This window comes from Corynebacterium sp. HMSC064E07 (assembly GCF_001815745.1).
GTDB lineage: Bacteria > Actinomycetota > Actinomycetes > Mycobacteriales > Mycobacteriaceae > Corynebacterium > Corynebacterium jeikeium_D.
The window spans coordinates 1-25892 of sequence record NZ_KV821796.1 but is presented as its reverse complement, the minus strand read 5'-3'; the positions used below and the strand labels follow the sequence as shown (position 1 = coordinate 25892).

The following is a 25892-nucleotide window of genomic DNA, read 5'->3' as shown; positions in this document are numbered from 1 at the left end:
ACAAAAAACCAATCTACACGCGCAGGTGGCCGACGCGCTGCCAAGCTGGATCGTAAGCGGTGTCGACAACGTGCTCTCCGTCGGTCCACGTCTGCGCAACAGCTCGCAGACCCGCCTCCGCATCAGATGCCGGGTCAATAAAGAAGTGCAGCAGAGCCATACCGTCGGACTGCTCAGTTGCGACAAAAATACCCTTGTCCTCAGCGATGGCTTCAGCGGCAGCGGTATTGAACTCGGAGAGGGATTCCTTCGACTCGTCCGTCGGCAAGCCCTTGTCGTCAATGTGAGCGAGCATGAGCTGAATCAGCACATGCTGCGTCATAGTCGGGCTCACCAGCTGCGTAATCGGAGCGCGAGTAGCGACGACGAGCGGCTGGCCGTTGGCTTCGGCATCAATGGTGAGCCACTCCGGGCACTCTTCCGCGAGCTGCTCGACGACACCGCCCAGCTCCGGTAGCGGGATAGCATCTTCCGGCTCCTCGCCAGCGAAGGCGAAACCGCGCAGCCACAGGCCGAAGTCCTCCTCTCCCAGAGCCAGCTGCAGCAGTGTGAAACCTAGCTGAGCTACCAAGCGCTCACCGTCCTCCAACTGAGCAATTGCCGGGAACAGCGGGTGGAATAGGCGAACGTCCACTGCCCCATGACCACTGCTAACAGCCACGCGGGCGTCTGCCGGATCGACCTCGGCGGGAGCATCGGCCTCGAGAGCACCCTGTGCAACCAACGTGGCCGCGACATCCCCCAGCGACAGCTTCATCGCCGGATCCGCCTGACGGAGGTCGGTGAAAGACCACACCGCGCCGTCGTCAGGCGCGGCCTCCAGCCAACGGCGAGCGACCGGACGCAGCTCAGGGTCACCCGCAGCGCTAACAGTCAGAAGGTGGCGAGAATACGGAGCGCCAGCCTCAAACCCCCAGATGAGCCGGTCATTAATAGCGGCGATGCGGCCGCCGACCTCCTTCTGGACATCAATAATGTCCACATCGGCGGCGTTCGGAGCACCATCGATACCGAGCTGGACACTAAACATCGAGTCGAGCGCATCGGCGCCAAAAGAGTTCCACCACGACCAGAACTCGTTGATTGCGGTCTCTTCTGCGGCGCGCTGTTCCGGGGAGAACGGAGCCGGATTCTCGTTAGCCATGCTGAATCTCACACTTTCGTTTGCTCGTTTAAAACCGAACCATATGTTGTGCGCCCCAGTATATGTGCCAAGCCGGATTCGCCCCTCGGGTCCATGCGCTAGACCGCGTTAAGCGGGTTGTGGCTCCGGCTCAGCTTCTGCTTCCTTGCCCCAGCGAGCGGCGTAGACCGCACAGATCATCAGCTGAATCTGGTGGAAAATCATCAGCGGCAAAATGTAGAGGCTGGCATCGGCACCGAAGATAACGGCAGCCATGGGCAGACCGGTGGCCAGGGACTTCTTCGAACCGCAGAACTGAATCGCAATGCGGTCCTTGCGGTCGAAGCCCAACTTGTTTGCGATGAATCCGGACAACCGCAAAACGAATTCCACCAGCACGACCGAAAGCACACACAGGATGACAATGTCCCCTGCCGGCACCTTCGACCAGATGCCCTGCACCATGCCCTGGGAGAAGGCTGCGTAAACGACCATTGCGATAGATAGGCGGTCAACGTTCTTAGTCGTCTTCGCGGCGGCAAACTTCAGGGTCCAACGGCGAGTGAGCTGGCCGATTGCGAATGGCAGCAGCAACTGCAGCGAAATATCCAAGAACACCGACGAATCCACATGAACGCCGCCACCGGTGGCCATCAACAGCATCACCAGCACCGGTGTGACCACAATGCCCAGCAGGTTAGATGCCGAGGCACTGACGATTGCGCCGGCGACATTGCCCTTGGCGATGGAGGTGAAGTTCACACTCGACTGCACCGTCGACGGTGCCAGCGTCATGTACAAAATGCCCAGGTAGAGGCCAGGAGAAAGAATCCAATCCAGGGGTTTCATCAGCAGGCCGAGGATTGGGAACAGCACGAATGTGAAAGCCAGAATGGTTATGTGCAGCCGCCAATGCTTAACACCGGCCAACGCATCCTGCGGGCTCAGGCGCGCGCCATAGAGGAAGAACAAGAAGCCAATGGCGATCTTTGTGGCCCAGCTGAAAACCTCAGCGGTAGTGCCGCTTGCAGGAAAAATAATCGCCAGTATCGCTGCAGCAACGATACCGACGATGAGGGGATCTGGACGCCAATTCACAATTCGTTGCCACATGGACAAATAGCTTAGTGGGCAACCAGAGGGTGTCTTACTATTTTGCAGAAGCTTTTCTCTGCAATAATTTTCTTACTTCTTCTGCTCAGCTGCCTTGCGCAGCGCATCCTTGTCCACAGGCTTGAAAGTGGCATTCGCGGATGAGCCCTTGTCCGTGCACAGTCCTTCCAGACCACAGGAGCTGCAGCCACCGGAGACACCGCAGTCTGCTGCCGGGTTGTCGGAGTAGCAGGCATCATCAGCCGCAGTGTCGGTGGCATCAGTGGCGGCGGAGCCACAGCCACAGCCGCTGTCACCGTCGCCGCACCCACAACCGGAGCCGGACTCGGCGGAGACCTTGGCGTCGTAAAGCGCGATGGTGTGCGAGCCGATAGCCGCACCAATGCCGAGCATGGCGATACCGGCGAGCAGAGCGACGGCGTACCACAGCCACATCCAACCAGAGGCCTCCGGGCGGATGGCGAGGAAGCCGAGCATGGTGGCACCGAGGAAAGCGACAGCGGACACAGCCCACGGCGGGCCGGCGACGCGGTGCGTAATATCCCAGTTTTCCTGGGACTTTCGAGCCTCAGGCGCACGAATTCCGATCCAGTTATTACCCGGTAGCTTCGCCGACCATGCCAAACCAGCGACAACGGCTATGCAAACAGCCAGAACCAGGGTAATTACAGGGATGACAATCATGCTTCCAATTTATATAGGTGGTTGAGCACGTGCCAAACGCACCTATTAGACTGTGAGACCATGACCAACAGCGAAAAGTCCTCGTCCTCGGCAGAAGCCACCGACTACCGCTACTCCCCCGAGCTGGCGACTCAGCTAGAGGGAAAGTGGCAGGCGTATTGGAAAGATAACGGCACCTTCTACGCCCCCAACCCGGTGGGGGATTTGGCAGCTGCCGACGGTTCGACTCCGCCGAAGGACAAGCTTTTCGTCCAGGACATGTTCCCGTACCCGTCCGGTGTCGGTCTGCACGTAGGCCACCCGCTGGGATACATCGCCACCGATGTCTTCGCGCGCTTCCACCGCATGCAGGGCGCAAACGTGCTGCACACCCTGGGCTACGACGCCTTCGGTCTGCCGGCGGAGCAGTTCGCAATCCAGACCGGTACGCACCCGCGCGTGACGACGGAAGCGAATATCGCCAACATGGAGCGCCAGCTGGGCCGCCTGGGACTTGGCCATGACCGCCGCCGTGTTTTCGCGACCACTGACCAGGACTACTACAAGTGGACGCAGTGGATTTTCCTGCAGATTTACAACGCCTGGTTCGATGAGGATCAGAAGAAGGCCCGTCGCATCGATGAGCTGATTCCACTGTTGGAGTCGGGCGAGATGGATACCAAGGACGGTCGCGTCTACGCTGAGCTCAGCGAGACCGAGCAGCGCGAAGCAGTCGACGAATTCCGTCTGGTTTACCAGTCGAATTCGATGGTCAACTGGTGTCCGGGCCTCGGCACTGTGCTGTCCAACGAAGAAGTGACCGCCGAGGGCCGTTCGGAGCGCGGTAACTTCCCGGTGTTCCGCAAGCGGCTGGGCCAGTGGATGATGCGCATCACCGCATACGCTGACCGCCTGGTCGACGACCTGGAGCTGCTGGACTGGCCGGACAAGGTCAAGTCCATGCAGCGCAACTGGATCGGCCGCTCCCGCGGTGCCGAGGTCGACTTCACAGCCGAGGTCGGCCCGAAGGTCTCCACCAAGATCAGGGTCTTCACCACTCGTCCGGACACTCTCTTCGGAGCCTCTTACATGGTGCTCGCTCCTGAGCACGAGCTGGTGGATCAGCTGGTTGAAGCCGGCAGCGGTTCCTACGAGGGCGTGGATGAGCGCTGGACCTTCGGCAAGGAAACCCCAGCCGAGGCCGTCGCCGCTTACCGCGCCGCAATTGCCTCCAAGTCCGACCTGGAACGCCAGGAGAACAAGGAAAAGACCGGTGTCTTCCTGGGCGCTTACGCCACCAACCCGGTGAGCGGTGAGCAGGTGCCGGTATTCATTTCCGACTACGTCCTGATTGGCTACGGCACCGGTGCCATCATGGCTGTCCCGGCCCACGATGAGCGCGACTACGAGTTCGCCACTGCCTTCGGTCTGCCAATCCGCGAGGTCGTCGCAGGTGGTGACATTGCAAAGGAGGCGTACGTCGGTAACGGTACGTGCGTGAACTCCGCCAATGATTCCGGCCTGGACATCAATGGCCTGGACAAGGACACCGCCATCGCCACCGTCATTGAGTGGTTGGAGAAGGAAGGTGCGGGTCACGAGAAGGTCCAGTACAAGCTGCGCGACTGGCTGTTCGCCCGCCAGCGCTACTGGGGCGAGCCCTTCCCCATCGTCTACGACGAGGACGGTCACGCCCACGCGCTGCCCGAGTCCATGCTTCCGGTCGAGCTGCCAGAGGTCGAGGACTACAAGCCGGTCACCTTCGACCCGGACGACGCCGACACCGAGCCAAAGGCTCCACTGGACAAGGCCACTGACTGGGTCAATGTCGAGCTCGATCTCGGCGATGGCAAGAAGAAGTACCGCCGTGACACCAATGTCATGCCGAACTGGGCAGGTTCCTCCTGGTACCAGCTGCGCTACATCGACCCGAACAACGCTGAGGAGTTCGTTGACCTGGAAAACGAGCGCTACTGGACCGGCCCTCGCCCGGAGACTCACGGTAAGGACGACCCAGGCGGCGTCGACCTCTACGTCGGTGGCGTCGAGCACGCAGTGCTGCACCTGCTCTACTCCCGCTTCTGGCACAAGGTCCTCTTCGACCTCGGCTACGTGACCTCCAAGGAGCCGTACCGCCGTCTGTTCAACCAGGGCTACATCCAGGCTTACGCCTACACCGATGCCCGTGGTGTCTACCAGCCGGCCGATCAGGTTGTTGAGCGCGATGGTAAGTTCCTCATCCCAGGCGGCGCCGAAGACGGCTCTGACCTGGAAGTTTTCCAGGAGTACGGCAAGATGGGCAAGTCCCTGAAGAACGCTGTCTCCCCCGACGAGGTCTGCGACAACTACGGCGCCGACACCCTGCGCGTCTACGAGATGGCCATGGGTCCGCTGGACACCTCCCGCCCGTGGGCGACGAAGGATCTGGTCGGCTCGCAGCGCTTCCTCCAGCGCGCTTGGCGCCTGGTGGTCAATGAGGACTCCGGTGAGCTCGCCGTCACGGACGCAGCGCTTTCCGACGACGACCTCAAGGCCCTCAACCGCACCGTGGAAGGGGTTACCTCCGATTACGCAGAGCTGCGTGACAACACGGCCGTCGCAAAGCTCATTGAGTACGTCAACTACCTGACTAAGACCCACGGTTCGGCCGGTGCACCGCGCGCCGCCGTGGAGCCGCTGGCCCTCATGCTTGGTCCGGTCGCGCCGCATATCGCGGAGGAACTGTGGAGCCGCCTCGGCCACACCGAGTCCCTGGCACACGGCCCGTGGCCGGCAGTTGACGAGAAGTGGCTGGTCGACGACACCGTCGAGCTGCCAGTTCAGATTAACGGCAAGGTTCGCGCTCGCATTGACGTGGCTACCGATGCTTCCCGCGAGGACATCGAGGCCGCCGCGCGTGCCGACGAAAAGGTTGTCGCAGCTGTGGAAAACGCCGGTGGCAATATCGTGAAGGTCATTGTCGTTCCGGGCAAGATGGTCAACCTGGTTGTGAAGAAGTAGCCAGGGAGGCCAGTGCATACAAGAAAGTGTCTGGGTTTATGTCAGTTTGAAGCCTAAAATCGGCTCGAATTTGACATAAACCCAGACACTTTCTCGCATGAGGCTTTCTCGCAAAAGCCTCAAGGGGTGGCTCCGAAGCTGGCCGCCTCTTACCCCTACTTAACGCCCAGAATCAGGACACCGAATGTGGAGAGCATCCACATCAAAGTGAAGGGCATGAGCACCCAGCACATAGCGAGCCACGCGCGCCAGTTGCGGAAGTTTTTCCACTCCACGTAGGTCTGCCAAAAGCCCAAAAGGCAGCCGACCAGGGAGATTACGCCCGGGACAACGGGGAAAAGGATCTCCCAAGTGCGGGAGCAGAGGAAGCTGGACTTACCCGCATCACAGGTGGGGCCACCGACAATGGCGCCGGCGATGCCAATAATGAGGCCCGCGAGCAGCGTCGTAAGAATCACACCCGCGGTGTAGATGTAGGCGCGCTTGCCGGAATACATCTTGCGCTCAAGCTCGTCGAAGATTTCATCCTCATTGCGCTCTGGTGTACTGCGTTCCGATGAATTATCCACCTTCTGCTCCCCTCGCCTCTAAATGCCGTCTGATGTGCCTGCCATACTAGGCCGGAGTAATCAGCATTGGCACTGGGCTGTGGCGAACGATGTGGTTAGTCGACGAGCCGATGAAAATTCGCCCGAATGGGCCAAGAGTAGACGAACCCAAAACGAGCAAGTCTCCCTTTTTCCACTTGATGGACTGAATGGCCTCTTCCCAACCGTTGCCGGAGGCTACTTCCGCATCAATGGAAAGGTCTGGGTAACGGGTATGCGCGCGGTCGATACCGCGGTCGAGCAGGCCCATAGCCTGCTCGCGCCACTCAATCATCAGGTCAGAGGAGGGGCCGTAGCCGTTCTCCGTCGGGTACATGGTCGCACCACGCGGCGTAAACGAGACCAAACGCAGGGGAACTTCCCAGCGATATGCCAGGTCAGCAGCCTTATTCAATGCGTGGTGCGACTGTGGGGTGTCAATGTAGCAAATGCTGACACGGGTCACACCGTGCTTAGAAAGCTTCGCGCCGGGGATCGCCAATCCCAGCGGGATTGGCGAGTAATGCAGCAGCGCATCCGAGGTCGATCCTGCGGTAAAGCGACTGCGGTTCTTGGCGGTCCAGTCCTTGGTATTGCTTCGGCGCGTGCCAAGCAAAACCACATCGGCTTCGAATTCTTCGGCTTCGTTGCAGATAGTTGTGGATTCGCTGGAGGATTCGATAATCCGTACGGCCTCGTCGTCAAGCATGCCCTTGCGCAGGCCAGCGAGCTTTAGCTCATCCTTGATGATTTTTTCAAGAGACTCGGTTTCGTGGGAAACCCAGGAGTCATTGGTGCTCAACCGAGCCAGTGAGGTCAGCGGCCAGCCGCGCGACAGTGCGCTGACAACGCGAATCTGCACCTTCGTGGTGCGAGCTAACCAAGCGGCGTAAGCAAGCGTTTCGGTGCCGTACTCGCCTGGACGCCACGCAATCATGATACGAAGCGGGCGGGAAGCCATCGCTAATCCTCCTGTGATTACTCAGAAATATCCAAGTGGTGCTTCTGGGTAATAGCCTACGTGGATAGGCGGGCATATTTAAAACGGCACCGAGGACGTGTAAAAGCTATGTATCCTGCCTGTGGGCTTAAAGCGGGCAGGGCTAGCTGGAAAAGAGGCTAGACGCTTGGGTTTGTCTTTGGGTGCTCCGGGTAGTTTTCGAGGATCTTGGACAGAATCGTCTCAAGACCAGCACCAAATTCCAGCTCTTCCTGGGTCAGCGTGCTGAACATCTCCGCCATCTGCTGATTGCGCTCTTCAGAAACACGGTGCAGCTCTTCACGGCCACGGTCGGTCAGTTCAACGCGGACGCCACGGCGGTCTTTGCTGTCGCGGACGCGCTCCACCATGCCGGCGACCTCCAAGTGGTGCACGGCGTTGGAGGCGGTGGGCATGCGGATGGCCTCGGCCTCAGCCAACTGGCTGATACGGCAGGCGCCCAGTGCCTCCAGGGTCATCATGATGGACAGCTGCGCGCGGCTGAGCTGGGACTCCGAGGAGCGGCGGCTGTAGAGCAGCTCAGCGCGAGTCAGGAGAGGGCGAATGCGCTTAGCGAGCGACAGAGGAGTAACGGCATCAGGATTGCCAATCGAGCCCGAAGATAATGTCATAGCGACGATGTTATATGCGAACAGTGCTAGTTGCCAATACGAAATTTATTTGGGGTGCTATTTATTTTTCTACAACTGGTGATTTCGGCGATGAAATCACCAGGAATTTTCCACCAAACATCTAAAACCCCAGTACAAAACATTAAACCTATCTGCGTATAAGGTTTTTCGGTGCTGGCAGAAACCCCCTAAAGTGTCACTTCTTCTGTACTTAGAACGTTGGGTTGGAGGTAGCCATACGGCTACTTTCGCGAATGCTTTTGGCTTGTGATATGTCTCGCAGATTCATCCTCGCGGGTGTATTGCTGTCTGCTTTACGACGACTGCAGCGCACGCATCCATGGCGGGGACGAGATGGGCGCAGCAGCGAGTAGGGCGAGAAGGCGTGGAAGAGACGCGGGGAGGATAGGGGAGAGAGAAGCACAAAAGCGCCAGCGGCTACCGCATGGGTAACCGGCTGGCACTTTTCAAGGCACATGCTCTCGGAGCTGCTCGCTTGTACTTTTGAGTGCTTGTACCTTTTAGTCTTCGCCCTTGATGAATGCTTCGAGCTGTGCTCGCGCAACATCGTCGGCAAGCTGCTTCGGCGGGGACTTCATCAGGTAGGAAGAAGCGGCGTAGACCGGGCCGCCGATGCCGCGATCCTTGGCGATCTTGGCAGCGCGAACAGCATCGATGATGATGCCAGCGGAGTTCGGGGAGTCCCAGACCTCGAGCTTGTACTCAAGGTTCAGCGGCACCTCGCCGAAGGCCTTGCCCTCGAGTCGGACGTAGGCCCACTTGCGGTCATCCAGCCAGTCCACCCAGTCGGACGGGCCGATGTGGACGTTGCGGTCATCGATCTTGCCGGCCAGTGGACCGGTGAGATTGGAGGTGACGGCCTGGGTCTTGGAGATCTTCTTGGACTCGAGGCGGTCGCGCTCGAGCATGTTCTTGAAGTCCATGTTGCCGCCGACGTTGAGCTGCAGGGTGCGCTCGAGGCGGACACCGCGGTCCTCAAATAGCTTGGCCATGACGCGGTGGGTGATGGTTGCGCCGACCTGGCTCTTGATGTCGTCGCCGACAATCGGAACCCCTGCGTCTTCGAACTTCTTGGCCCACTCCGGGTCGGAAGCGATGAAGACCGGCAGGGCATTGACGAAAGCTACACCAGCGTCAATGGCGCACTGTGCGTAGAACTTGTCAGCCTGTTCTGAACCGACCGGCAGGTAGGAGACCAGGACATCGACCTTGGCATCCTTCAGCGCCTGAACAACGTCGACCGGTTCAGCCGGGGATTCGTCGATGGTGTCCGCGTAGTACTTGCCAACGCCATCCAGGGTCGGGCCGCGCTGAACCTCAACGCCGAGAGTCGGGACATCGGCAATCTTGATGGTGCAGTTCTCGGAGGAAACAATGGCCTCGGAGAGGTCCTTGCCGACCTTCTTGTCGTCAACATCGAAAGCTGCGACGAACTCGACATCGGAGACGTGGTAGTCGCCGAAGACGACGTGCATGAGGCCAGGAATGGTCTCATCGGGCTTTGCATCGCGGTAGAACTCGACACCCTGCACCAGGGAGGAGGCGCAGTTGCCGACGCCGACGATAGCGACGCGAATTGAACTCATTTGGTAATTCTCCTTGAAACTATGTGCTCGGAGGCTTTGACCTCGCGCCGGGAACTCACACCGGGAACTCGCATCAGAACCCGCACCAGGGCCTTACGCCAGCGGTGCGGCCGTGAGTGGGTGCACGCATTGAGGTAACGAGCGTGACGTTATACCTTTATGCGTTTTTTGCCGATGCCCGAACCGTGAGGGGGCATGTGTGTACCGATAAAGCGGGGGTGAAATCAGCCCGCACGCGCCTGCTAATCTGTCTTCGTGATGACATGGCAGGGCGAGATCGATCACTCCTTGCTCAAGAAGCAGTTATTGGAGCAGTGGCGTGCAGGGGAGATTTCACGAAAATCACTCTGTGATGCCGATGCTCGGCTGGTCGCTGCCGCGCGTTTTCACGGCAGAAAGTCCCAGGAAGAGTGCCCAGTATGTCGCAAATTCGACCTCCGACTCGTATTCTGGGTGTTCGGAGAAAACTTGGGCCGTCGTTCCGGCTCTGCTTGTACTGAAAACGAATTATCCGCAATAGTTAATGAATATGGTTCGTGCACCGTCAAAGAAGTTGAGGTGTGCCCCGACTGCAAGTGGAGTTTCCTGACCCGGACACTTCAGGCAGCTCGAGAAGAGTCAGAAAACTAGGGAGAGCACCCGTGAGCAATGATCGACCCGATAGCCCAGGCGGTCCTAACAGCCCTCACGAGGGCCAGGGTTCTAATTCATCAGGCGAGTGGTGGGATCAGCCGGATGCTGATTCCTTCAATACGCACGCACGCTCCGATGACGCATCGCTTGACGACGATTCCAGCGACAGCATTGATGCTGTTTCGGTCGGTGGCAGTGACGAGGGTCTGGCTACCGGTTCAGAGATGACGTCGGCAAGCGAGCCGGACCCGGAGAAGGGGCAGTACGCCCCAGATGACCATGAACCAGATGACCATGAAGAGGAAAGCTCGATGGCGCAAGAAGAACAGCCGACTGATAATAAGCGGCGAATTTTAGCGTGGCTCGGTCTAGCCGTGGCGCTGGTCGTGCTGTTGCCGGTAGTTGTGTTCGGTGTTGCTTATGCGACAACGGACGTGCCGGAGCCAGAGGAGTTGGCCAATAGCCAGATTGCGGTGATTTATGACCGCAGTGGTGAAAAGGAAATCACGCGCATCGTCCCCGAGGGCGGTAACCGAAGCAACATCACTATCGACAAGGTGCCGGATGCTGTACGCAATGCAGTGCTGGCAGCTGAGGATCGTGATTTCTATACCAACCCGGGTTTCTCCTTGACTGGTTATGCCCGTGCGGCTCTGGGAGTCGTGACTGGTAATTCCAGTGCCGGTGGCGGCTCGACCATTACGCAGCAGTACGTCAAGAATGCTGTGGTGGGCAATGAGCGCACGCTGACCCGTAAGGCCAAGGAATTGGTCATGTCGGCGAAGATGGCGCGGGAGTGGACTAAGGACGAAATCCTTGAGGCCTACCTCAACACGATTTACTTTGGTCGTAACGCATACGGTATCGCGGCAGCGTCGAAGGCCTACTTCGGTAAGGAAGTCGGTGAGCTGAATGCCGAAGAGGGTGCTGTGCTGGCAGCCTCGATTCAGCGTCCATCTGCACTGGATCCGTGGACTAACCGCCCGGAGGCTGAGCAGCGTTGGAACTACGTCCTCGATGGCCTGGTGGAGATGAACATCGTCTCGCCGCAGGACCGCGCGGGAATGCAGTACCCGGAGACCATCGATCCGGCGTTGGCGCCGAAGCAGGCTCCGGAGCCCGGCCCGGCTGCCATGATTAAGAATCAGGTTCTGGCTGAGTTGGAGCGCGAAGGTATCTCCGAGCAGGAGGTCAACACTGGCGGTCTACGCATTACGACGACCATTGACCCGACGGTGCAGCAGGCTGCCCTGGATGCGATGGAAAACTACGTCGATCAGTCAACGGGTTTGCGTGCCGCCATCGTTTCGGTGGAGCCGAAGACCGGTGCTGTCCGCGCCTACTACGGTGGCGACGATCCGACTGGTTGGGACTACGCAAACAGCGGTCTGCAGACCGGCTCTACTTTCAAGATTTTTGCGCTGGCAGCAGCTCTCGATCAAGGTATTCCACTGACCGCGCAGTACTCTTCGGCACCTGTGCAGTCCGGTAACGTCACTCTGCACAACGACGGCGGTGCCGGCGGTGGCGTGCTTCCGCTTTATGAGTCCCTGAAGCAGTCGCTGAACACCCCGTTTATTCGCCTGCAGCGCGACCTGAAGAATGGTCCGGATGACACCGCCAAAATGGCTCATCGTCTGGGCGTGGCTGAGTCCATCCCGGGTATTGAAAAGACTCTGATGGATGACAACGGTCACTCGCAGGACGGTATCGCCCTGGGTCAGTACCTCTCACGTCCGCTGGATATGGCCGTTGGTCTGGCTACCCTGACTAACGATGGCGTCTATCAGCAGACTCACTTCGTAGAGAAGGTCGAAAACTCCAAGGGCGAGATTGTTTACGAGTCCAACGCTGACAAGGGCGACCGTCGAGTTTCCAAGGCAGTGGCCACCAATATGATATCGGCCATGGAGCCTATTGCCGGTTACAGCAACAAGCCCTTGAGTGGTGGTCGCCCGTCGGCCGCCAAGACCGGTACTACGCAGTTGGGTGACACCGGCCAGAACAAGGATGCGTGGATGATCGGTTCGACACCGCAGCTGTCGACTGCAGTGTGGGTTGGCAACGTCGATGGTTCGGCGCTCTACAACTCCTATGGTGGCATCATGTACGGCTCGCAAACCCCGGGCGATCTGTGGAAGTACACCATGGATAACGCACTGTCTAACGAGGACTTTGAGTACTTCACCAAGCCGGAGCCAATCGGTGGTGTCGCAGGTGCGCCGCAGTACCAGGCGCCGTCGACCTCTGACTCTGGCTATGACCAGGGCTATGCCCCGGAGACCACAGAAGAGGAGTCGGCCGAGGAGTCGACCTCTGAGTCCTCCGAGGAGCAGCCTGCACCGCTTCCGGTTCCGGGTGGCGATGGCGGAGGCGGTGGCGGCGGAATCGCTGACCTACTGCCCATCCCGATTCCGGGAGGCGGTGGTTTCGGCGGTGGCAATGAAGGCGGCGGAGACCCCGGTAACCCTGGAGGTGGACAGTAAGTGGACACGTGGGTGATTTTCACCATCGTCTGCGTCGCGATTGGCTTCCTGATGTTCGGCACGGCCTTTTGGGGCTTCATGCAGAAGTGGAAACCGGCAATCATTTGGGCTCTGTGCCTGGCAGCTTTCCTATTCGCGACAGTCATTCCGGTGATTATTGCGTTGGCACATGCTTCCTCGACATCAATGTAGGACGCAGGCCAGGTAGTCAGTTGCTAGAGCGTTAACTGCCCACCAAGCACGCGACAACTTCACAATTCAAAGAGGCGCACGCAGTAGCTCTGTGTGCGTCTCTTTCTATTCGGCGCCCTGACACCGCTTGCCAGTACTGCTTGCCGATGGCGCCTGCGATTAGGACATATACCTCTGCCTGCGGTACCCTGGCAGGGTTGCTTGACGCAACGATCCTCCTGCTGCATAGCGGTTGGCATGAAAGACAGTGCCAGCGCACCACGCTGTGTAGCCGAAATACAAGAACTAGACCATAGGAGGTGATGAGGTCCGTGCGTCACTACGAAGTAATGATTATTATCGATCCGTCTCAGGATGAGCGCACCGTAGGCCCGTCCCTGGAGAAGTACCTCGACGTTGTCCGCAAGGAGAACGGCAAGGTGGAGAAGGTGGACATCTGGGGTAAGCGCCACCTCGCCTACCCGATCGAGAAGAAGGAAGACGGCATCTACGTTGTCGTCGACCTCACCTGCGAGTCCGCAACCGTGCTGGAACTCGACCGTCGTCTGAATCTGAACGACAGCATCCTGCGCACCAAGGTGCTGCGGGTTGATCGTTAATCTGCGTCATATTTGCGTAACCAGAGTGCTCGAATGGGACACACCGGTAATGCGAAAGTCGTAGGATAGCGGGCGAAAGCCCCATCATCAGCTCGACAGAATACAACCGAGGAGAAGAAGCATGGCTCAGGGAGACGTACAAATCACGGTGGTTGGCAACTTGGTTGCTGACCCGGAGCTTAAGTACACCCAGAATGGCACCGCCGTGGCGAATTTCCGCGTTGCGTCGACTCCGCGGGTGTACCGAGATGGCCAGTGGGTTGACGGCGAGGGCATGTTCCTCACCTGCAGCCTGTGGCGTGAGGCAGCGGAGAACGCTGTCGAAAGTCTCTCCAAGGGCATGCGCGTCATCGTCCAGGGTCGTCTGCGCCAGCGCAGTTACGAGACCCGCGAGGGCGAGCGTCGTACCGTCTTTGAGGTTGAGGTCGATGAGGTGGGCCCGTCCCTGAAGTTCGCTCGAGCTCAGGTCACGCGCACTCCACGCAACGGCGGTGGAAACTTTGGCGGCGGCAACCGCGGCCAGGGTGGAAATGCCGGTGGTGGTTTCGGCGGTGGCTTTGGTGGAAACCAGGGCAACCAGGGTGGACAGAGCGATCGCGGTTTTGGTGGCGGAGCTCCTGCGGAAGATCCGTGGAACTCAGCTCCTCCGGCCGGTGGCGGCTTCGGCGGCGATGAGCCTCCGTTCTAAACTCCTTCCAGCCACGGCACTACGTGACTAGTTTGCAGCAGATTTAGCATCCACAATTCTCAAAATCTTTTAAAGACATATCCAGCGAAAGGCAGGGATCATGAAGCTGATCCTCACCGCCGACGTTGACAAGCTCGGTGTCGCAGGCGACATCGTTGAGGTCAAGGCCGGCTACGGACGTAACTACCTGCTTCCTCGCGGACTGGCAATTGTTGCCACCCGCGGCGCAGAAAAGCAGATCGAGGGCATTCGTCGTGCCCAGGAGGCTCGCGCTATCCGCGACCTCGACCATGCACGTGAAGTCAAGCAGAAGATTGATTCGCTCGACAACGTCTCCGTTGCTGTGAAGGCTTCGGAAAATGGCAAGCTGTTCGGTTCTGTCACCAAGGGTGACATCGCCGATGCAGTTCGTAAGGCTTCCGGTCAGGCTATCGACAAGCGCGCAGTCGTGCTTGCTCCGAGCCAGATCAAGTCCCTTGGTAAGCACACCGTTGACATCGCGCTGCACCCGCAGATTACCGCGCATGTTTCCGTACAGGTCGTCGCCGCGTAAGTTCGCGGTTTAGAGTTTTTACTTTGACGGCGGCTGACGAGCACCGCGTTTAAAGACTGCGCGGGCTCTGAGGCCCAATGACAACAGCACACGTGAAGCTCTGATCTTTCGTAGTGAAAGGTCGGGGCTTTTCGTGGTTTAAGGCTGGTTTAAAGCCTTTTACGCAGGTGCTGGAAAGAGCGTCTACGACTTGTCCACAGGCTAACGACGATTGCTGTGGATAGACCTGTGGGTAACTTGCCTGGCTGCCGTGGATAACTTTTCTGGAGAGCGCGAGATTTTTATTAATTCATCGTTAATAATCTCCGCATGAGCAGCATCGATGCTAAAGGGGTAGCAGAGGATTACATTTGTGCAGGATTAAGGCAAATACGCACTGACCTGCGTAGATAGAATATTTTCGGATTGAAACTCCGCTACCCCCGTTAACATTCAAGCGGCGGTTTAGGGTTACGGACCGTTCACCTGGACTTTTCTTGATTGTGCACATGTTCTCCCCAGGCTTATCCACAGGTGCTGTGGATAACTTCGGGGATAAACACCGTAGAAGATTGTTTTCTGGGGACTCCAAGGGTACTTTTACAGGTCCATCAATCCGCTCGAACAGGTATAACTGCGGTAGGTAGTCAGGTGTCCACTGCTGGCGGTCGGAACAGACATATTGAGTGTGACGGTCAGTCAGCAACAGGGTTGAAAAGGCACCTAAGTGGTCCAGAAGGGGAGGAGCTGCTCACGATGAGTCAGCCTGTAGGTGATGGTGGTCATTCCGGAGCAGGGGACGAGGCGTCCTCCTACTCGGTAAATTCCCACGATGATTCCTTCGATGACGTTCCGCTGCCCCCGGAACCGCCGGTAGAGGATGCGCCACCGGAGGAGTATTCCTTCTCGCAGAGCTCGGGCAACGGATCGTCGGCAAGCGGATCTGGGGCGCGGGACTGGGAGCGAGACCGTGGTCGTGGCGCTCGTGCGAGTGCGGTCGCGGGCGCGACTTTTGAGCGCACCCCGCCGCACAATATCGAGGCGGAGCAGAGTGTGCTCGGCGCGATGCTGCTGAACTCAGAGGTCGTTGCGGATGTGTACGAGCAGCTGACGCCGGAGGATTTCTACCGGCCAGCGCACCAGACGATTTACTCGGCGATTTTGCACCTCTACGGTGAGTCCTCGGAAATTGACCCCATTTTGCTGGCAGGTCGTCTGGATCGAACTGGAGACCTGGAGCGCATCGGTGGTCCGCTGTACCTGCACACCTTGGCCTCCCTGGTGCCAACGGCGGCGAATGCGCAGTTCTATGCCCGCATTGTTGCGGAGAAGGCGACAATCCGTCGCCTGGTAGAGGCCGGCACGAAAATCGCCCAGATTGGCTATGCGGGCGCGGAGGACACGGAGCCGGAGCAGCTGGTGGATGAGGCGCAGCAGCTCATTTTCAGCGTTGGACGTGAGAACACGAAGAATGACTACGTTCCCATCGCCGATGTCCTGGATGACACGCTGGAGGAACTGGATCTTATTACCCAAAACGGCGGTCTGGCGCAGGGTGTGCCGACGGGGATTACCAACCTGGACAAGCTGACAAATGGCCTTCACCCAGGTCAGATGGTGATTATTGCGGCCCGTCCGGGTGTGGGTAAGTCCACGCTTGCAATGGACTTCATGCGTTCGGCCTCGATTCGCAACGGCATGACCAGCGCAATTTTCTCGTTGGAAATGTCGCGCAACGAAATCATGATGCGCATCATGTCCGCAGAGGCGAAGATCAACATGGCATCTTTGCGCTCCGGTGACCTGGATGAGCGGGACTGGACAAAGCTGGTCGAGGTCGGCGACAAGATTCGTGATGCTCCGCTGTTTATTGATGACTCGCCGAACCTGACCATGATGGAAATTCGCGCGAAGGCACGTCAGCTGAAGCAGAAGCACGATCTGAAGATGATCGTGGTCGACTACCTGCAGCTGATGAGCTCGGGTAAAAAAGTCGAGTCCAGGCAGCAAGAGGTCTCGGAGTTCTCCCGTCAGCTCAAGTTGTTGGCGAAGGAGCTCGAGGTACCGCTGATTGCAATTTCGCAGCTGAATCGTGGTCCGGAAGCTCGCACAGATAAGAAGCCACAGGTCTCGGACCTGCGTGAGTCGGGTTCGCTGGAGCAGGATGCCGATATCGTCATGCTGATTTACCGGCCGGACTCGCAGGAGGCTGACCATGAACGTGCTGGTGAGGCGGATATTATCGTCGCAAAGCACCGTGGTGGACCGACCGGAAGCATTGCTGTGGCCCACCAGCTGCATTACTCCAGGTTCGCCAACCTGGCGGAGGAGCCCAGCGGTTCTCTCTAGGTGCCTGGCCTAGCCACCCAGAATTAGTGCAATCCGGGTGGCTAGGTAAGGTGAGTGACAGTCAATAGGGCGAGTTTTCGTGCGTTGATGGTTTTGAAGGTTTTGAGGGTTACGCGGAGTCGTCGGGAAGCGGGGAAGCACTATGTCACCAACTGCCGCTCCCGTGGCAGCGGAGGCCAAAGCGAAAAGGCAGAAGAGTGCGCCGAAACAGCGCGTCGGTTGGGTAGATGCGGCTAAGGGGCTGTGCATTCTTTTAGTTGTGCTTGGCCATGCCATCACAGAGCTGCAAGCGCACGGTTACTACACGGCGCAGTGGGCGGGGATTAACTTCTTCCTCGGACCAATCCGTATGCCGCTGTTTTTCCTGCTATCTGGGCTGTTCGCCGGCAAGGCACTTAAGGAGTCGTGGCATAAGTTAGCCAATCGCCGAATCTGGGTGATGGTCTATCTCTACGTGATTTGGGTTCCACTGCGTGACTTCGTGCTTTTCCTCATGCCGTATACGCACGTGGATGCCGATGGCATAGTATCTCCGCCGCCGATCACGGACCACAGCGCGTGGGGGCCGCGAATTTACAACACGCTTCACGCGATCATCGAACCAACTTCCTACCTTTGGTTCCTGTGGGCGCTGGCGCTGTTCGCAATTCTCACACGAGCATTTCGCTGGGTACATCCGGTGATTCAGCTCATCGTTACAGGCCTCATTAGTGCATGGGCACCTTTTGCCTCGTCCAGCTGGTCGTGGGACTTTGTCACCAAGATGCTGTTCTTCTACGTGCTGGGCATGTACGGTGCGCCCTGGATTTTCCGGATGGCACAGCGTCGCAGCGGCCTCTCACTGCTAGTGACGCTGACGGCGTTCCTGTCGGTGGCGATCTGGGTGCAGGCGACCTACTCGAGCTTTAACGAAGGCAACGTCGGCTTCACCCGCGTGTACCTGTCCACCACTGGCGCACTGGCTGCAATCAATATTATGGCGATGCTGCAGAACACTCGCCTAGTTGTGCCCTTTGAAAAGGTTGGCGGCCGAACGCTGCCTATCTTCCTCATGCACATTCCAATGTTGGTTGTGGTCATGATTATTTGTGACCTCATTCTGCCGAAGGACCCACATTTGGTCATCATGACGCCGCTGGTGACTATCATTGCGGCGATGCTGTGTCTTGGTCTGCACAGGTTGCTGCTTGCCATCGGTGCCGGGTGGCTCTTTGTCCGTCCTGCGTGGGTAGTGCGCATGACTACGCCGGGGCAGCGTGCCCTTCAGCGCAGTCAGAATCCTTCTTCCCTGCCTGAAGGCGAGGCTCCGCGGCAGCCTAAGAGCGAACCTGCTTCCTAATTCAGCTCAACAAGGCGGTAGCGTGGAACCGGGAGCCGATCAGGCGGCAGAAGTGACACAGAGAATAGCCATGAAGAAATGAGAAAGCCATGCGTCTAGCAACGTTGCGATACCAGGGTGCAACCCGCGCCGCTGTTCTCGGCGACGGCGTAGCGGTCCTTTTTGATGACCACTGTCTCGGAGATGTGTTAGCGCGGCCAACGTGGCGTCGTGAAGCGGAAGAACTCTTGGCGGAGGCGGGGAACAACCCTGACAACGTCATGGCGGAGAGCGCGTGGGCGTTCGCACCGCTGATTACGCGGCCGGGCAAAATCGTCTGCGTCGGCTTGAACTATGCCGCGCACATCGACGAGATGGGGCACCAGCGCCCCGAGGTGCCAACGTTATTTGCGAAGTTTGCCGATGCCGTCGCCGGTGCGAAGGATGATATCCGAGTGCCGGAGGCCTGCGCGGAGAAGCTCGATTACGAAGGCGAGCTCGCGGTTATCGTCGGCGAGACCTGCCTGCGGGTGTCGGAGGAGCAGGCACAGGACGCTATCGCTGGGTACGCGATTATGAATGACTTCACTCAGCGCGATTTCCAGTACGCTACCGCGCAGTGGCTACAGGGGAAGACGTTGCAGCGCGCCAGTGCTTTCGGGCCGTGGATGCTCACGGCCGATGCTTTCGATGCGGACTCCGCGCGGGTGCGCACATACGTCGACGGAGAGCTGCGCCAGGATGCACCGATTGCGGACCTTGTTTTCTCCCCGGCAAAGTTGATCGCCTACATCTCACAGTTCGTGCAGCTAAACCCGGGCGATGTCATCTCCACGGGAACGGCGGCGGGTGTTGGCCACGGCATGAGCCCGCAGACCTACCTTCAGGATGGTCAGGAAATGGTCATCACCATCGATGGCCTGGGTAAACAGGCCAACACTGTCCGCATCAACCACTAGCACGCGCCGCTTTACGACGTTCCCGCGAACCCGGCGGGAATGAAACGACCCCCGCGTGCGTTGTGGGAGACTAACGGGTAAAAACCTACGTAAAGAACGTGAAGTTAGAACACGACGTTAAAGAGTAAGAGGAGTTAGACCCATGGCAACTGTTGATATTACGAACGAGACTTTCGCCGAGACCATTCAGAACAACGACATTGTGCTCGTTGATGCCTGGGCATCCTGGTGCGGTCCGTGCCGCCAGTTCGCCCCGATTTATGAGAAGGCTTCCGAGAAGCACTCAGAGGTAGTGTTCGCAAAGCTGGACACCGATGCCAACCAGGAGGTTTCGGCCGCCCTGGGCATTCAGTCGATTCCGACGCTGTTTGTTTTCCGCGAGGGAATTCTGCTGTTCCAGCACTCTGGTGTGCTGCCGGAGGCCGCCCTGAGCGATCTGGTTGGCCAGGCTTCGGAGCTGAACATGGATGATGTCCGTGCGCAAATTGCCGAGCAGGCCGCACAGGATAGCGCTACCGAGTAAACTCTGCGGTTCAGCCCGCATACTGTGCGTTTTCCGACTTGGAGCACTTCCGCGTAAGCCCCCGCGCCTGAACTAGCCCTCAAGCGCGCGGGGGGCTTTTTGTATCTAGTCCGCGCGCTGGCCACGAATGAGCCAGCCAATACCAAAGCCAGCGAGTGCTGCTACTAGCGCCCACAGGGCTGGAGCGACTTTGTTTGAGTCCTCCTCAATCGACAGTGGTGCGCTGGTGCGGGCGTGCTTTGTCTCCTTCTCACCTGTTGGCAGAACCTGCCCGTCTGGGAACACGTGCTTGACAGCTTCGGTGAGTTCGTTGGCGGTCAGGTTTTTGCCCAGAACCGCGATAGCGTAACGGTCATCGTCGCCAAGGAATCCGGCAGTGGTGTGCTGCTCTTCGTACCAACCGGACTTGTTGGCAATCGTTTCCTTCGGTAGCGCTGCACGCAGACCGAAGTTCTGGTCTGCATCGCCGTAGGAGTAGCGCGGCAGTGAGTACATCAGCTGACGCATGTATTTGGTCTCCGTGTCGCTCAGCCCGCCTTCTTCGCTCAGCATCCGGTCAAAGTAGGCAACCATGTCGGCTGGCGTACTGGTGGTGGCTCCCCACATAGGTGAGCCGACAGTCTTATCCGAGAGGCCGTAGCGCTGTCGGACATTGTCAACGATGCGTACACCGCCGTAGGAATCCCACAGCTCGTCAGTTGCTTCGTTGTTGGAGTATCGAATCATGTCGTCGCGCAGCATGGCGTCGGGGTTGCCCTCAACCGGCATATCACCCTGGCCAGCGACAATCTCGCCCTTCTTCGGCTGCGTGTAGTTGGAATAGGCCACAACGTCGGCGACGAATACCTTCATCAGGCTGGCGAGGCGAAAAACATCATCACAGTGTGAGTTGCAGATGAACTCACCGGTCTGGCGATCCAGAATGCCCATGCCGAGCATGCCGCCCTTAGCGTCGAACTTCTCAGTCACTTCGTCGAGACGAGTTTGCACGCCAAGGCCCCACTGGGTCTTCGCCCCTGGCACAAGTGGGGGAAACTCCTTCGGCTCACTTTTCACAGTGCTTTCCGACGGCTCCGTCGAGGACGTTTCCGATGTCGGTGAAGAGGTTTTCTCGGTCGACTTCTCAGCCGACTGTTCCGCCGACTTCTCTGCGGTTCGCCCTGTGCTCTTCTCGGGAGCCTTTTCAGTTGGCTTTTCGGTGGTCTTCTTGGTTTTTGCGTCGGAGGGCTTAGCCGGCTCCGTTGACGATGGAGCTGCTACGACTACCTGCGAAAATGCACCGGTATCGGTGGAGTCAGCAGTTGCGGTGACTGTCGCGTTAGCCAGCGGCGCAGTTGCTGACAGAGTAATTACCGCGGCGAGACTCGCGGCCAGTCCGCGGTACGTGCGTTGAGGGCAATGAACCATGTTTAGAGAGTTTACAACTCTGGGGGAGTCTTGCTTGTCGGTAACCAGCTCTTTCCGTTTGCCGAGAGAGAGCGAGCTAGCTCACGTACAATTTTTTAAGAGATGGAATCTTCTCGGTTCCGATTAGTTATTCCGCATATGTTGAGGAAGGTTGGATTTGCATGGCTAATCCATTTGCCAAGGGCTGGAAGTACATGATGTCTTCGTTCGATAAGAAGATCGAGGACAATGCGGATCCTAAGGTTCAGATTGCACAGGCAGCTGAGGCCGAGCGTCAGCGCCATCAGGAGATTCAGCGTCAGGCTGCGGCTATCATCGGCAACCGCAATCAGCTGGAAATGCAGCTGGGGCGGTTGACCTCTGAGCGTGACAAGATTACCGAGAACACCCGGCAGGCACTCGCCAATGCGGATCAAGCTCGTGCCAAGGGCGATGAGGCCACTGCACAGAAGATGGAAAGCACTGCTGAGGTGTTTGCCACCCAGCTGGTGAATGTTGAAAAGGAGCTGGAAAATACTACGCAGCTCCACCAGCAGGCCGTATCTGCTGCTGAGGAGGCACAGCGTCAGGCGCAGCAGTCGCAGGCTCGCTACGAGCAGATTAAGCAGGATATCCGCAAGCTGGAGTCGCAGGCCGATCAGGCCAAGATGCAAGAGACCGCGTCGAAGACTCTCCAGAGCATGCAGGGTATTTCCGAGGATCCGAATGTGCCGACTTTGGATTCGGTCCGTGAGAAGATTGAAGGCCGCTACGCCAATGCGTTGGGCGCTCAGGAGCTCGCGGAATCCTCACAGGCAGGTCGTATGGCTGAGATCGAGACTTCGACTCGCGATGCCGCTGCTGACATGCGTCTGGCCGAAATTCGTGCCCAGATGAATAATGAAAACGCTGCTCTCGAATCCGGTTCTGCCGCGAAGGATAACGCCGGCGAGCTGGAGGCCGCCGAGTCCGCCGAGTCCGTTGAGGCCGTTGAGGACACCACAACGGACGCAGACGAAGCGAAGTAGCGTTCACCAGTTGCCAACAATCGTCAACAAGAAAGTGTCGGGGTTTATGTCAGTTTGAGCGGGAAAAACCACCCTAAACTGACATAAACCCCGACACTTTCTCGCACCAGCAGCGCCAGCAGCGACAGTAGCGCCAGCAGCGACAGTAGCGCCAGCAGTGCTGAAGCCACCGAAACTGCCGAATCCGTGAGGCGCGCTATTACTCCAATTCGCCGTTCTTCCGCGCGAGCAGCACTCCGCGGATACCGGCGTGGAAACCATCGCGCAGATTGACGCGCTGCGTCTCCGTCAGCGTGTATTCGTGCAGGGTTTCGCACGCAAACTGCAGCAGCGGACGATCAATGTCCGGTGGCAGCCCACCACCAGAGAGCAAGTGGGCACTATCGCGCGCCTGCTCGTTTGCAATATTCTCGTACCACCAGTTCGCGTACTGCTGTCCCACATCGAACGGCGTCTGAAAACCCGCGGATGCCCACACCTCGTTCGGCAGGGGCACGTATCGACTACGCAGCTTCCTCCTTGGCGCCATCATCGAAGGATTCGGCCGCGGGCTTGGTTTCGGCGTACTCGTGTTGGCACCGTCTTCGCTTGTCGACGACTCCGTCGCCGACTCCCCACTGCCGGTTGCAGTCGACGACGCGGAATCGGAGGCAGACGCGCCTGCATGCTCGGCTCCGGTGTTGTTCACAGTGTCGTTACCAGCCCCACTGCCAGTGTTGACTGTCGCGCCGGGCATGGTCGCTGGAGAAGGCTGTGCTGGCTGCGTTGGCTGCGCTGGTGAGGCAGCCGAAACGCCCGAAGCAGCGGAATCCACCCGTGTAGCTTCCGAACCGCCGGTGCGCTCTACCTCAGCGCGGTGCTCAGCCTGCGCCGGGATTTCCCGGGCACCCATCTTGGCCGCGTGCTCGACCTCGTTGAACTTCGGCGAGTCGGCCTTGGCCGTCGGCGTGGCTGCGGCATTGTCTTCGCTGCGACAGTCGGAGTCGCTGTCAGCCGTGGGGGATGGCACAACGCGCTGGTCCTGCGGAACCTCCGGAGTTCCGGCCTCCGGCGAAGCAGCGTCACCGTCGGCGGCGGAGGGAGTGTTCTCCGTGCCGTCGTCAAGCGAGCCCTCGCCCGGAGGAGTGATGCGCGTATCCGGCACGCAGGTAGCGCCGAGATCTTCGATTGGTTCGGCATCGCCCAGCGGCTTATTCGTGCGGACGACCGGTGGGATTGGGCCTTCGAGGACATTGAGCTGCATGGCGTCGGCGAAGTCCTCGCGGGGATCGAGGATTGTCGTCGAATCGCAGGCATGGCGAAGTGCACCGGACATGGAGTCCCAGCCGAAGCCGTAGAGATGCACGCGCACACCGGCAGCCGAAGCTTCGGCGACGCCGGGCAGCATGTCCGCATCGCCCGAGACCAGCACGATATCGGAAACTTGGTTGCGCAGGCCGGCGACAACCATGTCTGCGACGAGCCGAGTATCGACGGCCTTCTGCGTCCGTCGGTCACCCCATTCAATGAGTTGACCTGCGCGCAGCTGCACACCATCGATCGTGCGCAGTGAGCGCTGGTAACGATGCGGCCCCGACTCCGGGATGCCGTCGTACCAAAGTTGCCGCTGAACTGGCTGGTTCAGCTGCTGGTTAATCATTCGGTCAAGGACACTAACTACTTCTCTAAGGTCGATTTCTAATTGCCCGCGGGCTCCGGTTTCCCACGAGTTGTAAAAGCTCGCCAATAAATATGACGTATCGACGAACACCAATGTGCGTTCAAGCATGGCTCCTAATTCCTGATTCTTTATTAACTAAATAAGCAAACCGGTTACATCGACAAGGATGCCCGAATAATTCATTCTATGCGCTAAACATGTTTAACTTCAGGGACTATTCTTAATAAGCCGCATCACTTTGACCGCTCTTCGCGGGTTGGCAGGAGTGCGAGTCGACGAGAAGGCACCGATCAATTTAGGTATTGACGTGCAAAGAAATCGCCCCGCGAAGAGTACGACCACACAGGAGAAGGGGAGTTACAAACAGGTATGAGACGCTGGTTCGGCCTATTGGTTCTCATTACTGTGTTGGGACAAGCGGTTTTCAACGGCGGTCGCGTGCTGCTTTCTTGGCGAGTCCTCGATTTTGGCGGTTCCGCCGCCACCGTCGGCTGGTTCACTGCCGCATTTTCACTTGTACCTCTTATTATTGCGCTTCCCGCCGGCAAGCTTGTCGACAGTCATCGCGCCACCGAAGTCATGTACTCCGGTCTCGTCGCCACTGTCATTGCTGCAGCAGTAATGGCGCTCTCGCCCAACCTACCTATTCTTCTGCTCGGCTACGTGGCCCTGGGTTTTGCCCACATGACCACGCTCATCGCCGCTCAAGGCATGGTTTCGCACCTGCGTGGCGGCGTCGCCGGGCTCGATAGCCTCTTTGCTTATTTCACGCTCGGGATCTCCGTCGGGCAGTTCCTCGGCATCGTCGGTGCAGGTCTGCTCACTCCCAACCACGACGGCAGCGCCATGACCGCCACCACTTCCGCACTCTGGACGATGACGGGAATCGGCGCGGTCGCCCTGATCATCGGCTGGCCGGTCGCAACTGCTTATCGACGGCACGAAGCGAATGCAGCCGCCGAAGTGCAAGCTGCTAGCTCAACTGAGCAATCCCCGGCGTCGACTGTTAGCGACCGCAGCCGGATGGACAAGAGGCGGCCGGCGCAGGCCGAAGCCAGCGGCGCATCGGTCCTAAGCATCCTGCGTATCGACGGCATGTCCAGCGCCATGGTTGTATCAATTGCGGTCATCGTAGCCATTGACCTGTTGACGGCATATGTGCCGGTGCTGGGACGCGAACTGGGCTTTAGTGTTGCCGAGGTGACGGCAATCCTTGGTGCGCGTAGTGGCCTCGCGATTATTTCCCGAGCCCTCATGCCGACTGTTTTGCACCGAGCTAATCGCAATCGAGTCCTTATCATTGCAGTTTGTGCCGGTGTCCTGCCGCTTTTGGCAATGCCGTGGCTACAGAGTGCGTGGCTGATGGTTGTCGCGGTTGGTATCTGTGGCTTGGCATGGGGTTTTGTCATGCCCATGTCAATGACGTGGGTGAGCTCCCTGGTGGATGCCGAGGTGCGCGCTCAGGCGCTATCCATCCGACTGATGGGTAACCGCTTGGCGCAGGTCATCCTGCCGCCGGTTGCTGGTTTGGGTGCTACCGCGATGGGTGCAGGCAGCGTGTTTCTGGGTGCGGGTGCGCTGATGGGGGTCGCGTCTGCCACTGCTTGGCGACGACTCGCAGGTGACAAGGCGGCTCTGACTAAGTAATTGGTCGATTTCTGAGTTGCTGAAAAGTAGCGCCCGAGCCGTAGGAAGGCTCAAATCTGGCGTACAGAGTTAACTAAAGTGATTCGTTTTCCAGGTTCTACCAGCGGATTCGCTTAAATGGGGGCATGTGTGTAATGTATCTGGAGGTCAGCGTGGCCAGGCAGTTTATGTGTTTGGTTGGCTGATGT

The 25892-nt window shown here is 58.5% G+C and carries 23 protein-coding genes; 13 read left to right on the top strand and 10 right to left on the bottom strand.

What is annotated here, in order from left to right:
* Positions 1–13 precede the first annotated feature (13 nt).
* From HMPREF3053_RS01035 to HMPREF3053_RS01025, 3 genes are all read right to left on the bottom strand, one after another.
* On the bottom strand, positions 14–1144 hold the full coding sequence (locus tag HMPREF3053_RS01035) for a DUF695 domain-containing protein (protein WP_016421714.1): 1131 nt from the start codon (positions 1142–1144) through the stop codon (positions 14–16).
* A 108-nt stretch (positions 1145–1252) separates the two neighbouring features.
* Entirely contained in the window at positions 1253–2236 is a 984-nt protein-coding gene (locus HMPREF3053_RS01030) for a bile acid:sodium symporter family protein (protein ID WP_049193100.1), read from the bottom strand.
* 72 nt (positions 2237–2308) lie between these two features.
* A complete protein-coding gene (locus HMPREF3053_RS01025; protein WP_049193099.1) occupies positions 2309–2920 on the bottom strand; it encodes an SdpI family protein in 612 nt (203 codons plus the stop codon).
* Positions 2921–2980: 60 nt separating this feature from the next.
* Between HMPREF3053_RS01025 and leuS the strand changes: the two genes are divergently transcribed.
* Positions 2981–5899, top strand: coding sequence for a leucine--tRNA ligase (gene leuS, locus HMPREF3053_RS01020; protein ID WP_070767130.1), 2919 nt, complete (start codon positions 2981–2983; stop codon positions 5897–5899).
* A gap of 155 nt (positions 5900–6054) precedes the next feature.
* On the opposite strand, the gene HMPREF3053_RS01015 is transcribed toward leuS, so the two are convergent.
* From HMPREF3053_RS01015 to HMPREF3053_RS01000, 4 genes are all read right to left on the bottom strand, one after another.
* Positions 6055–6468 carry a hypothetical protein gene (locus HMPREF3053_RS01015; RefSeq protein ID WP_049170083.1) on the bottom strand — a complete coding sequence of 138 codons (414 nt, stop codon included), beginning with the start codon at positions 6466–6468 and terminating at the stop codon, positions 6055–6057.
* 46 nt (positions 6469–6514) lie between these two features.
* A complete protein-coding gene (locus HMPREF3053_RS01010) occupies positions 6515–7447 on the bottom strand; it encodes a universal stress protein (protein WP_070767129.1) in 933 nt (310 codons plus the stop codon).
* A 158-nt stretch (positions 7448–7605) separates the two neighbouring features.
* On the bottom strand, positions 7606–8097 hold the full coding sequence (locus HMPREF3053_RS01005; RefSeq protein ID WP_016421708.1) for a MarR family winged helix-turn-helix transcriptional regulator: 492 nt from the start codon (positions 8095–8097) through the stop codon (positions 7606–7608).
* A gap of 521 nt (positions 8098–8618) precedes the next feature.
* The gene (locus HMPREF3053_RS01000; RefSeq protein WP_016421706.1) at positions 8619–9704 is read right to left on the bottom strand and encodes an inositol-3-phosphate synthase; all 1086 of its coding nucleotides are present in this window, start codon (positions 9702–9704) and stop codon (positions 8619–8621) included.
* A 258-nt stretch (positions 9705–9962) separates the two neighbouring features.
* On the opposite strand from HMPREF3053_RS01000, the gene HMPREF3053_RS10965 reads away from it, so the two are divergent.
* The 10 genes from HMPREF3053_RS10965 to trxA all read left to right on the top strand — a co-directional run bounded on the left by HMPREF3053_RS10965 (position 9963) and on the right by trxA (position 19983).
* Positions 9963–10334, top strand: a complete 372-nt coding sequence (locus tag HMPREF3053_RS10965; protein ID WP_224783765.1) for a DUF5318 family protein — start codon at positions 9963–9965, stop codon at positions 10332–10334.
* Positions 10335–10345: 11 nt separating this feature from the next.
* Complete coding sequence (locus HMPREF3053_RS00995; RefSeq protein WP_049170079.1) at positions 10346–12823, top strand: transglycosylase domain-containing protein; 2478 nt, start codon at positions 10346–10348, stop codon at positions 12821–12823.
* Positions 12824–13015, top strand: coding sequence for a hypothetical protein (locus HMPREF3053_RS00990; protein ID WP_016421704.1), 192 nt, complete (start codon positions 12824–12826; stop codon positions 13013–13015).
* Between the two features lie 311 nt (positions 13016–13326).
* Positions 13327–13614, top strand: a complete 288-nt coding sequence (gene rpsF, locus HMPREF3053_RS00985) for a 30S ribosomal protein S6 (RefSeq protein WP_005511978.1) — start codon at positions 13327–13329, stop codon at positions 13612–13614.
* Between the two features lie 121 nt (positions 13615–13735).
* Positions 13736–14302: a single-stranded DNA-binding protein gene (locus HMPREF3053_RS00980; RefSeq protein ID WP_005511984.1), complete on the top strand. Its 567-nt coding sequence runs from the start codon at positions 13736–13738 to the stop codon at positions 14300–14302.
* A gap of 100 nt (positions 14303–14402) precedes the next feature.
* Complete coding sequence (rplI, locus tag HMPREF3053_RS00975; RefSeq protein ID WP_005511982.1) at positions 14403–14855, top strand: 50S ribosomal protein L9; 453 nt, start codon at positions 14403–14405, stop codon at positions 14853–14855.
* 735 nt (positions 14856–15590) lie between these two features.
* Positions 15591–17183 carry a replicative DNA helicase gene (gene dnaB, locus HMPREF3053_RS00970; protein ID WP_049170075.1) on the top strand — a complete coding sequence of 531 codons (1593 nt, stop codon included), beginning with the start codon at positions 15591–15593 and terminating at the stop codon, positions 17181–17183.
* 142 nt (positions 17184–17325) lie between these two features.
* Complete coding sequence (locus tag HMPREF3053_RS00965) at positions 17326–18522, top strand: acyltransferase family protein (RefSeq protein ID WP_049189420.1); 1197 nt, start codon at positions 17326–17328, stop codon at positions 18520–18522.
* Between the two features lie 89 nt (positions 18523–18611).
* Positions 18612–19460: a fumarylacetoacetate hydrolase family protein gene (locus tag HMPREF3053_RS00960; protein ID WP_070602147.1), complete on the top strand. Its 849-nt coding sequence runs from the start codon at positions 18612–18614 to the stop codon at positions 19458–19460.
* 142 nt (positions 19461–19602) lie between these two features.
* Entirely contained in the window at positions 19603–19983 is a 381-nt protein-coding gene (gene trxA / locus HMPREF3053_RS00955; protein ID WP_016421700.1) for a thioredoxin, read from the top strand.
* Positions 19984–20088: 105 nt separating this feature from the next.
* On the opposite strand, the gene HMPREF3053_RS00950 is transcribed toward trxA, so the two are convergent.
* Positions 20089–21390, bottom strand: coding sequence for a serine hydrolase (locus tag HMPREF3053_RS00950; protein WP_070549571.1), 1302 nt, complete (start codon positions 21388–21390; stop codon positions 20089–20091).
* A 161-nt stretch (positions 21391–21551) separates the two neighbouring features.
* On the opposite strand from HMPREF3053_RS00950, the gene HMPREF3053_RS00945 reads away from it, so the two are divergent.
* A complete protein-coding gene (locus tag HMPREF3053_RS00945; RefSeq protein ID WP_070429053.1) occupies positions 21552–22397 on the top strand; it encodes a PspA/IM30 family protein in 846 nt (281 codons plus the stop codon).
* Between the two features lie 44 nt (positions 22398–22441).
* Here HMPREF3053_RS00945 and HMPREF3053_RS11245 read toward each other — a convergent pair whose 3' ends face one another.
* Both HMPREF3053_RS11245 and HMPREF3053_RS00940 read right to left on the bottom strand, forming a co-directional pair.
* A complete protein-coding gene (locus tag HMPREF3053_RS11245) occupies positions 22442–22567 on the bottom strand; it encodes a hypothetical protein (protein ID WP_255456202.1) in 126 nt (41 codons plus the stop codon).
* Between the two features lie 29 nt (positions 22568–22596).
* Positions 22597–24165, bottom strand: a complete 1569-nt coding sequence (locus HMPREF3053_RS00940) for an NYN domain-containing protein (RefSeq protein ID WP_070549570.1) — start codon at positions 24163–24165, stop codon at positions 22597–22599.
* 261 nt (positions 24166–24426) lie between these two features.
* Between HMPREF3053_RS00940 and HMPREF3053_RS00935 the strand changes: the two genes are divergently transcribed.
* Positions 24427–25704, top strand: a complete 1278-nt coding sequence (locus tag HMPREF3053_RS00935) for an MFS transporter (protein ID WP_049193091.1) — start codon at positions 24427–24429, stop codon at positions 25702–25704.
* Positions 25705–25892: the final 188 nt, after the last annotated feature.

Coding starts and splice junctions, on each gene's coding strand:
- HMPREF3053_RS00980 (WP_005511984.1), top strand. CDS start 13,736: ATGGCTCAGGGAGACGTACAAATCACGGTGGTTGGCAACTTGGTTGCT.
- HMPREF3053_RS10965 (WP_224783765.1), top strand. CDS start 9,963: ATGACATGGCAGGGCGAGATCGATCACTCCTTGCTCAAGAAGCAGTTA.
- HMPREF3053_RS00940 (WP_070549570.1), bottom strand. CDS start 24,165: ATGCTTGAACGCACATTGGTGTTCGTCGATACGTCATATTTATTGGCG.
- HMPREF3053_RS01000 (WP_016421706.1), bottom strand. CDS start 9,704: ATGAGTTCAATTCGCGTCGCTATCGTCGGCGTCGGCAACTGCGCCTCC.
- HMPREF3053_RS01035 (WP_016421714.1), bottom strand. CDS start 1,144: ATGGCTAACGAGAATCCGGCTCCGTTCTCCCCGGAACAGCGCGCCGCA.
- HMPREF3053_RS00935 (WP_049193091.1), top strand. CDS start 24,427: ATGAGACGCTGGTTCGGCCTATTGGTTCTCATTACTGTGTTGGGACAA.
- HMPREF3053_RS00965 (WP_049189420.1), top strand. CDS start 17,326: ATGTCACCAACTGCCGCTCCCGTGGCAGCGGAGGCCAAAGCGAAAAGG.
- HMPREF3053_RS00945 (WP_070429053.1), top strand. CDS start 21,552: ATGGCTAATCCATTTGCCAAGGGCTGGAAGTACATGATGTCTTCGTTC.
- dnaB (WP_049170075.1), top strand. CDS start 15,591: ATGAGTCAGCCTGTAGGTGATGGTGGTCATTCCGGAGCAGGGGACGAG.
- HMPREF3053_RS01025 (WP_049193099.1), bottom strand. CDS start 2,920: ATGATTGTCATCCCTGTAATTACCCTGGTTCTGGCTGTTTGCATAGCC.
- HMPREF3053_RS00950 (WP_070549571.1), bottom strand. CDS start 21,390: ATGGTTCATTGCCCTCAACGCACGTACCGCGGACTGGCCGCGAGTCTC.
- HMPREF3053_RS00960 (WP_070602147.1), top strand. CDS start 18,612: ATGCGTCTAGCAACGTTGCGATACCAGGGTGCAACCCGCGCCGCTGTT.
- trxA (WP_016421700.1), top strand. CDS start 19,603: ATGGCAACTGTTGATATTACGAACGAGACTTTCGCCGAGACCATTCAG.
- HMPREF3053_RS01030 (WP_049193100.1), bottom strand. CDS start 2,236: ATGTGGCAACGAATTGTGAATTGGCGTCCAGATCCCCTCATCGTCGGT.
- leuS (WP_070767130.1), top strand. CDS start 2,981: ATGACCAACAGCGAAAAGTCCTCGTCCTCGGCAGAAGCCACCGACTAC.
- HMPREF3053_RS01005 (WP_016421708.1), bottom strand. CDS start 8,097: ATGACATTATCTTCGGGCTCGATTGGCAATCCTGATGCCGTTACTCCT.
- rplI (WP_005511982.1), top strand. CDS start 14,403: ATGAAGCTGATCCTCACCGCCGACGTTGACAAGCTCGGTGTCGCAGGC.
- HMPREF3053_RS01010 (WP_070767129.1), bottom strand. CDS start 7,447: ATGGCTTCCCGCCCGCTTCGTATCATGATTGCGTGGCGTCCAGGCGAG.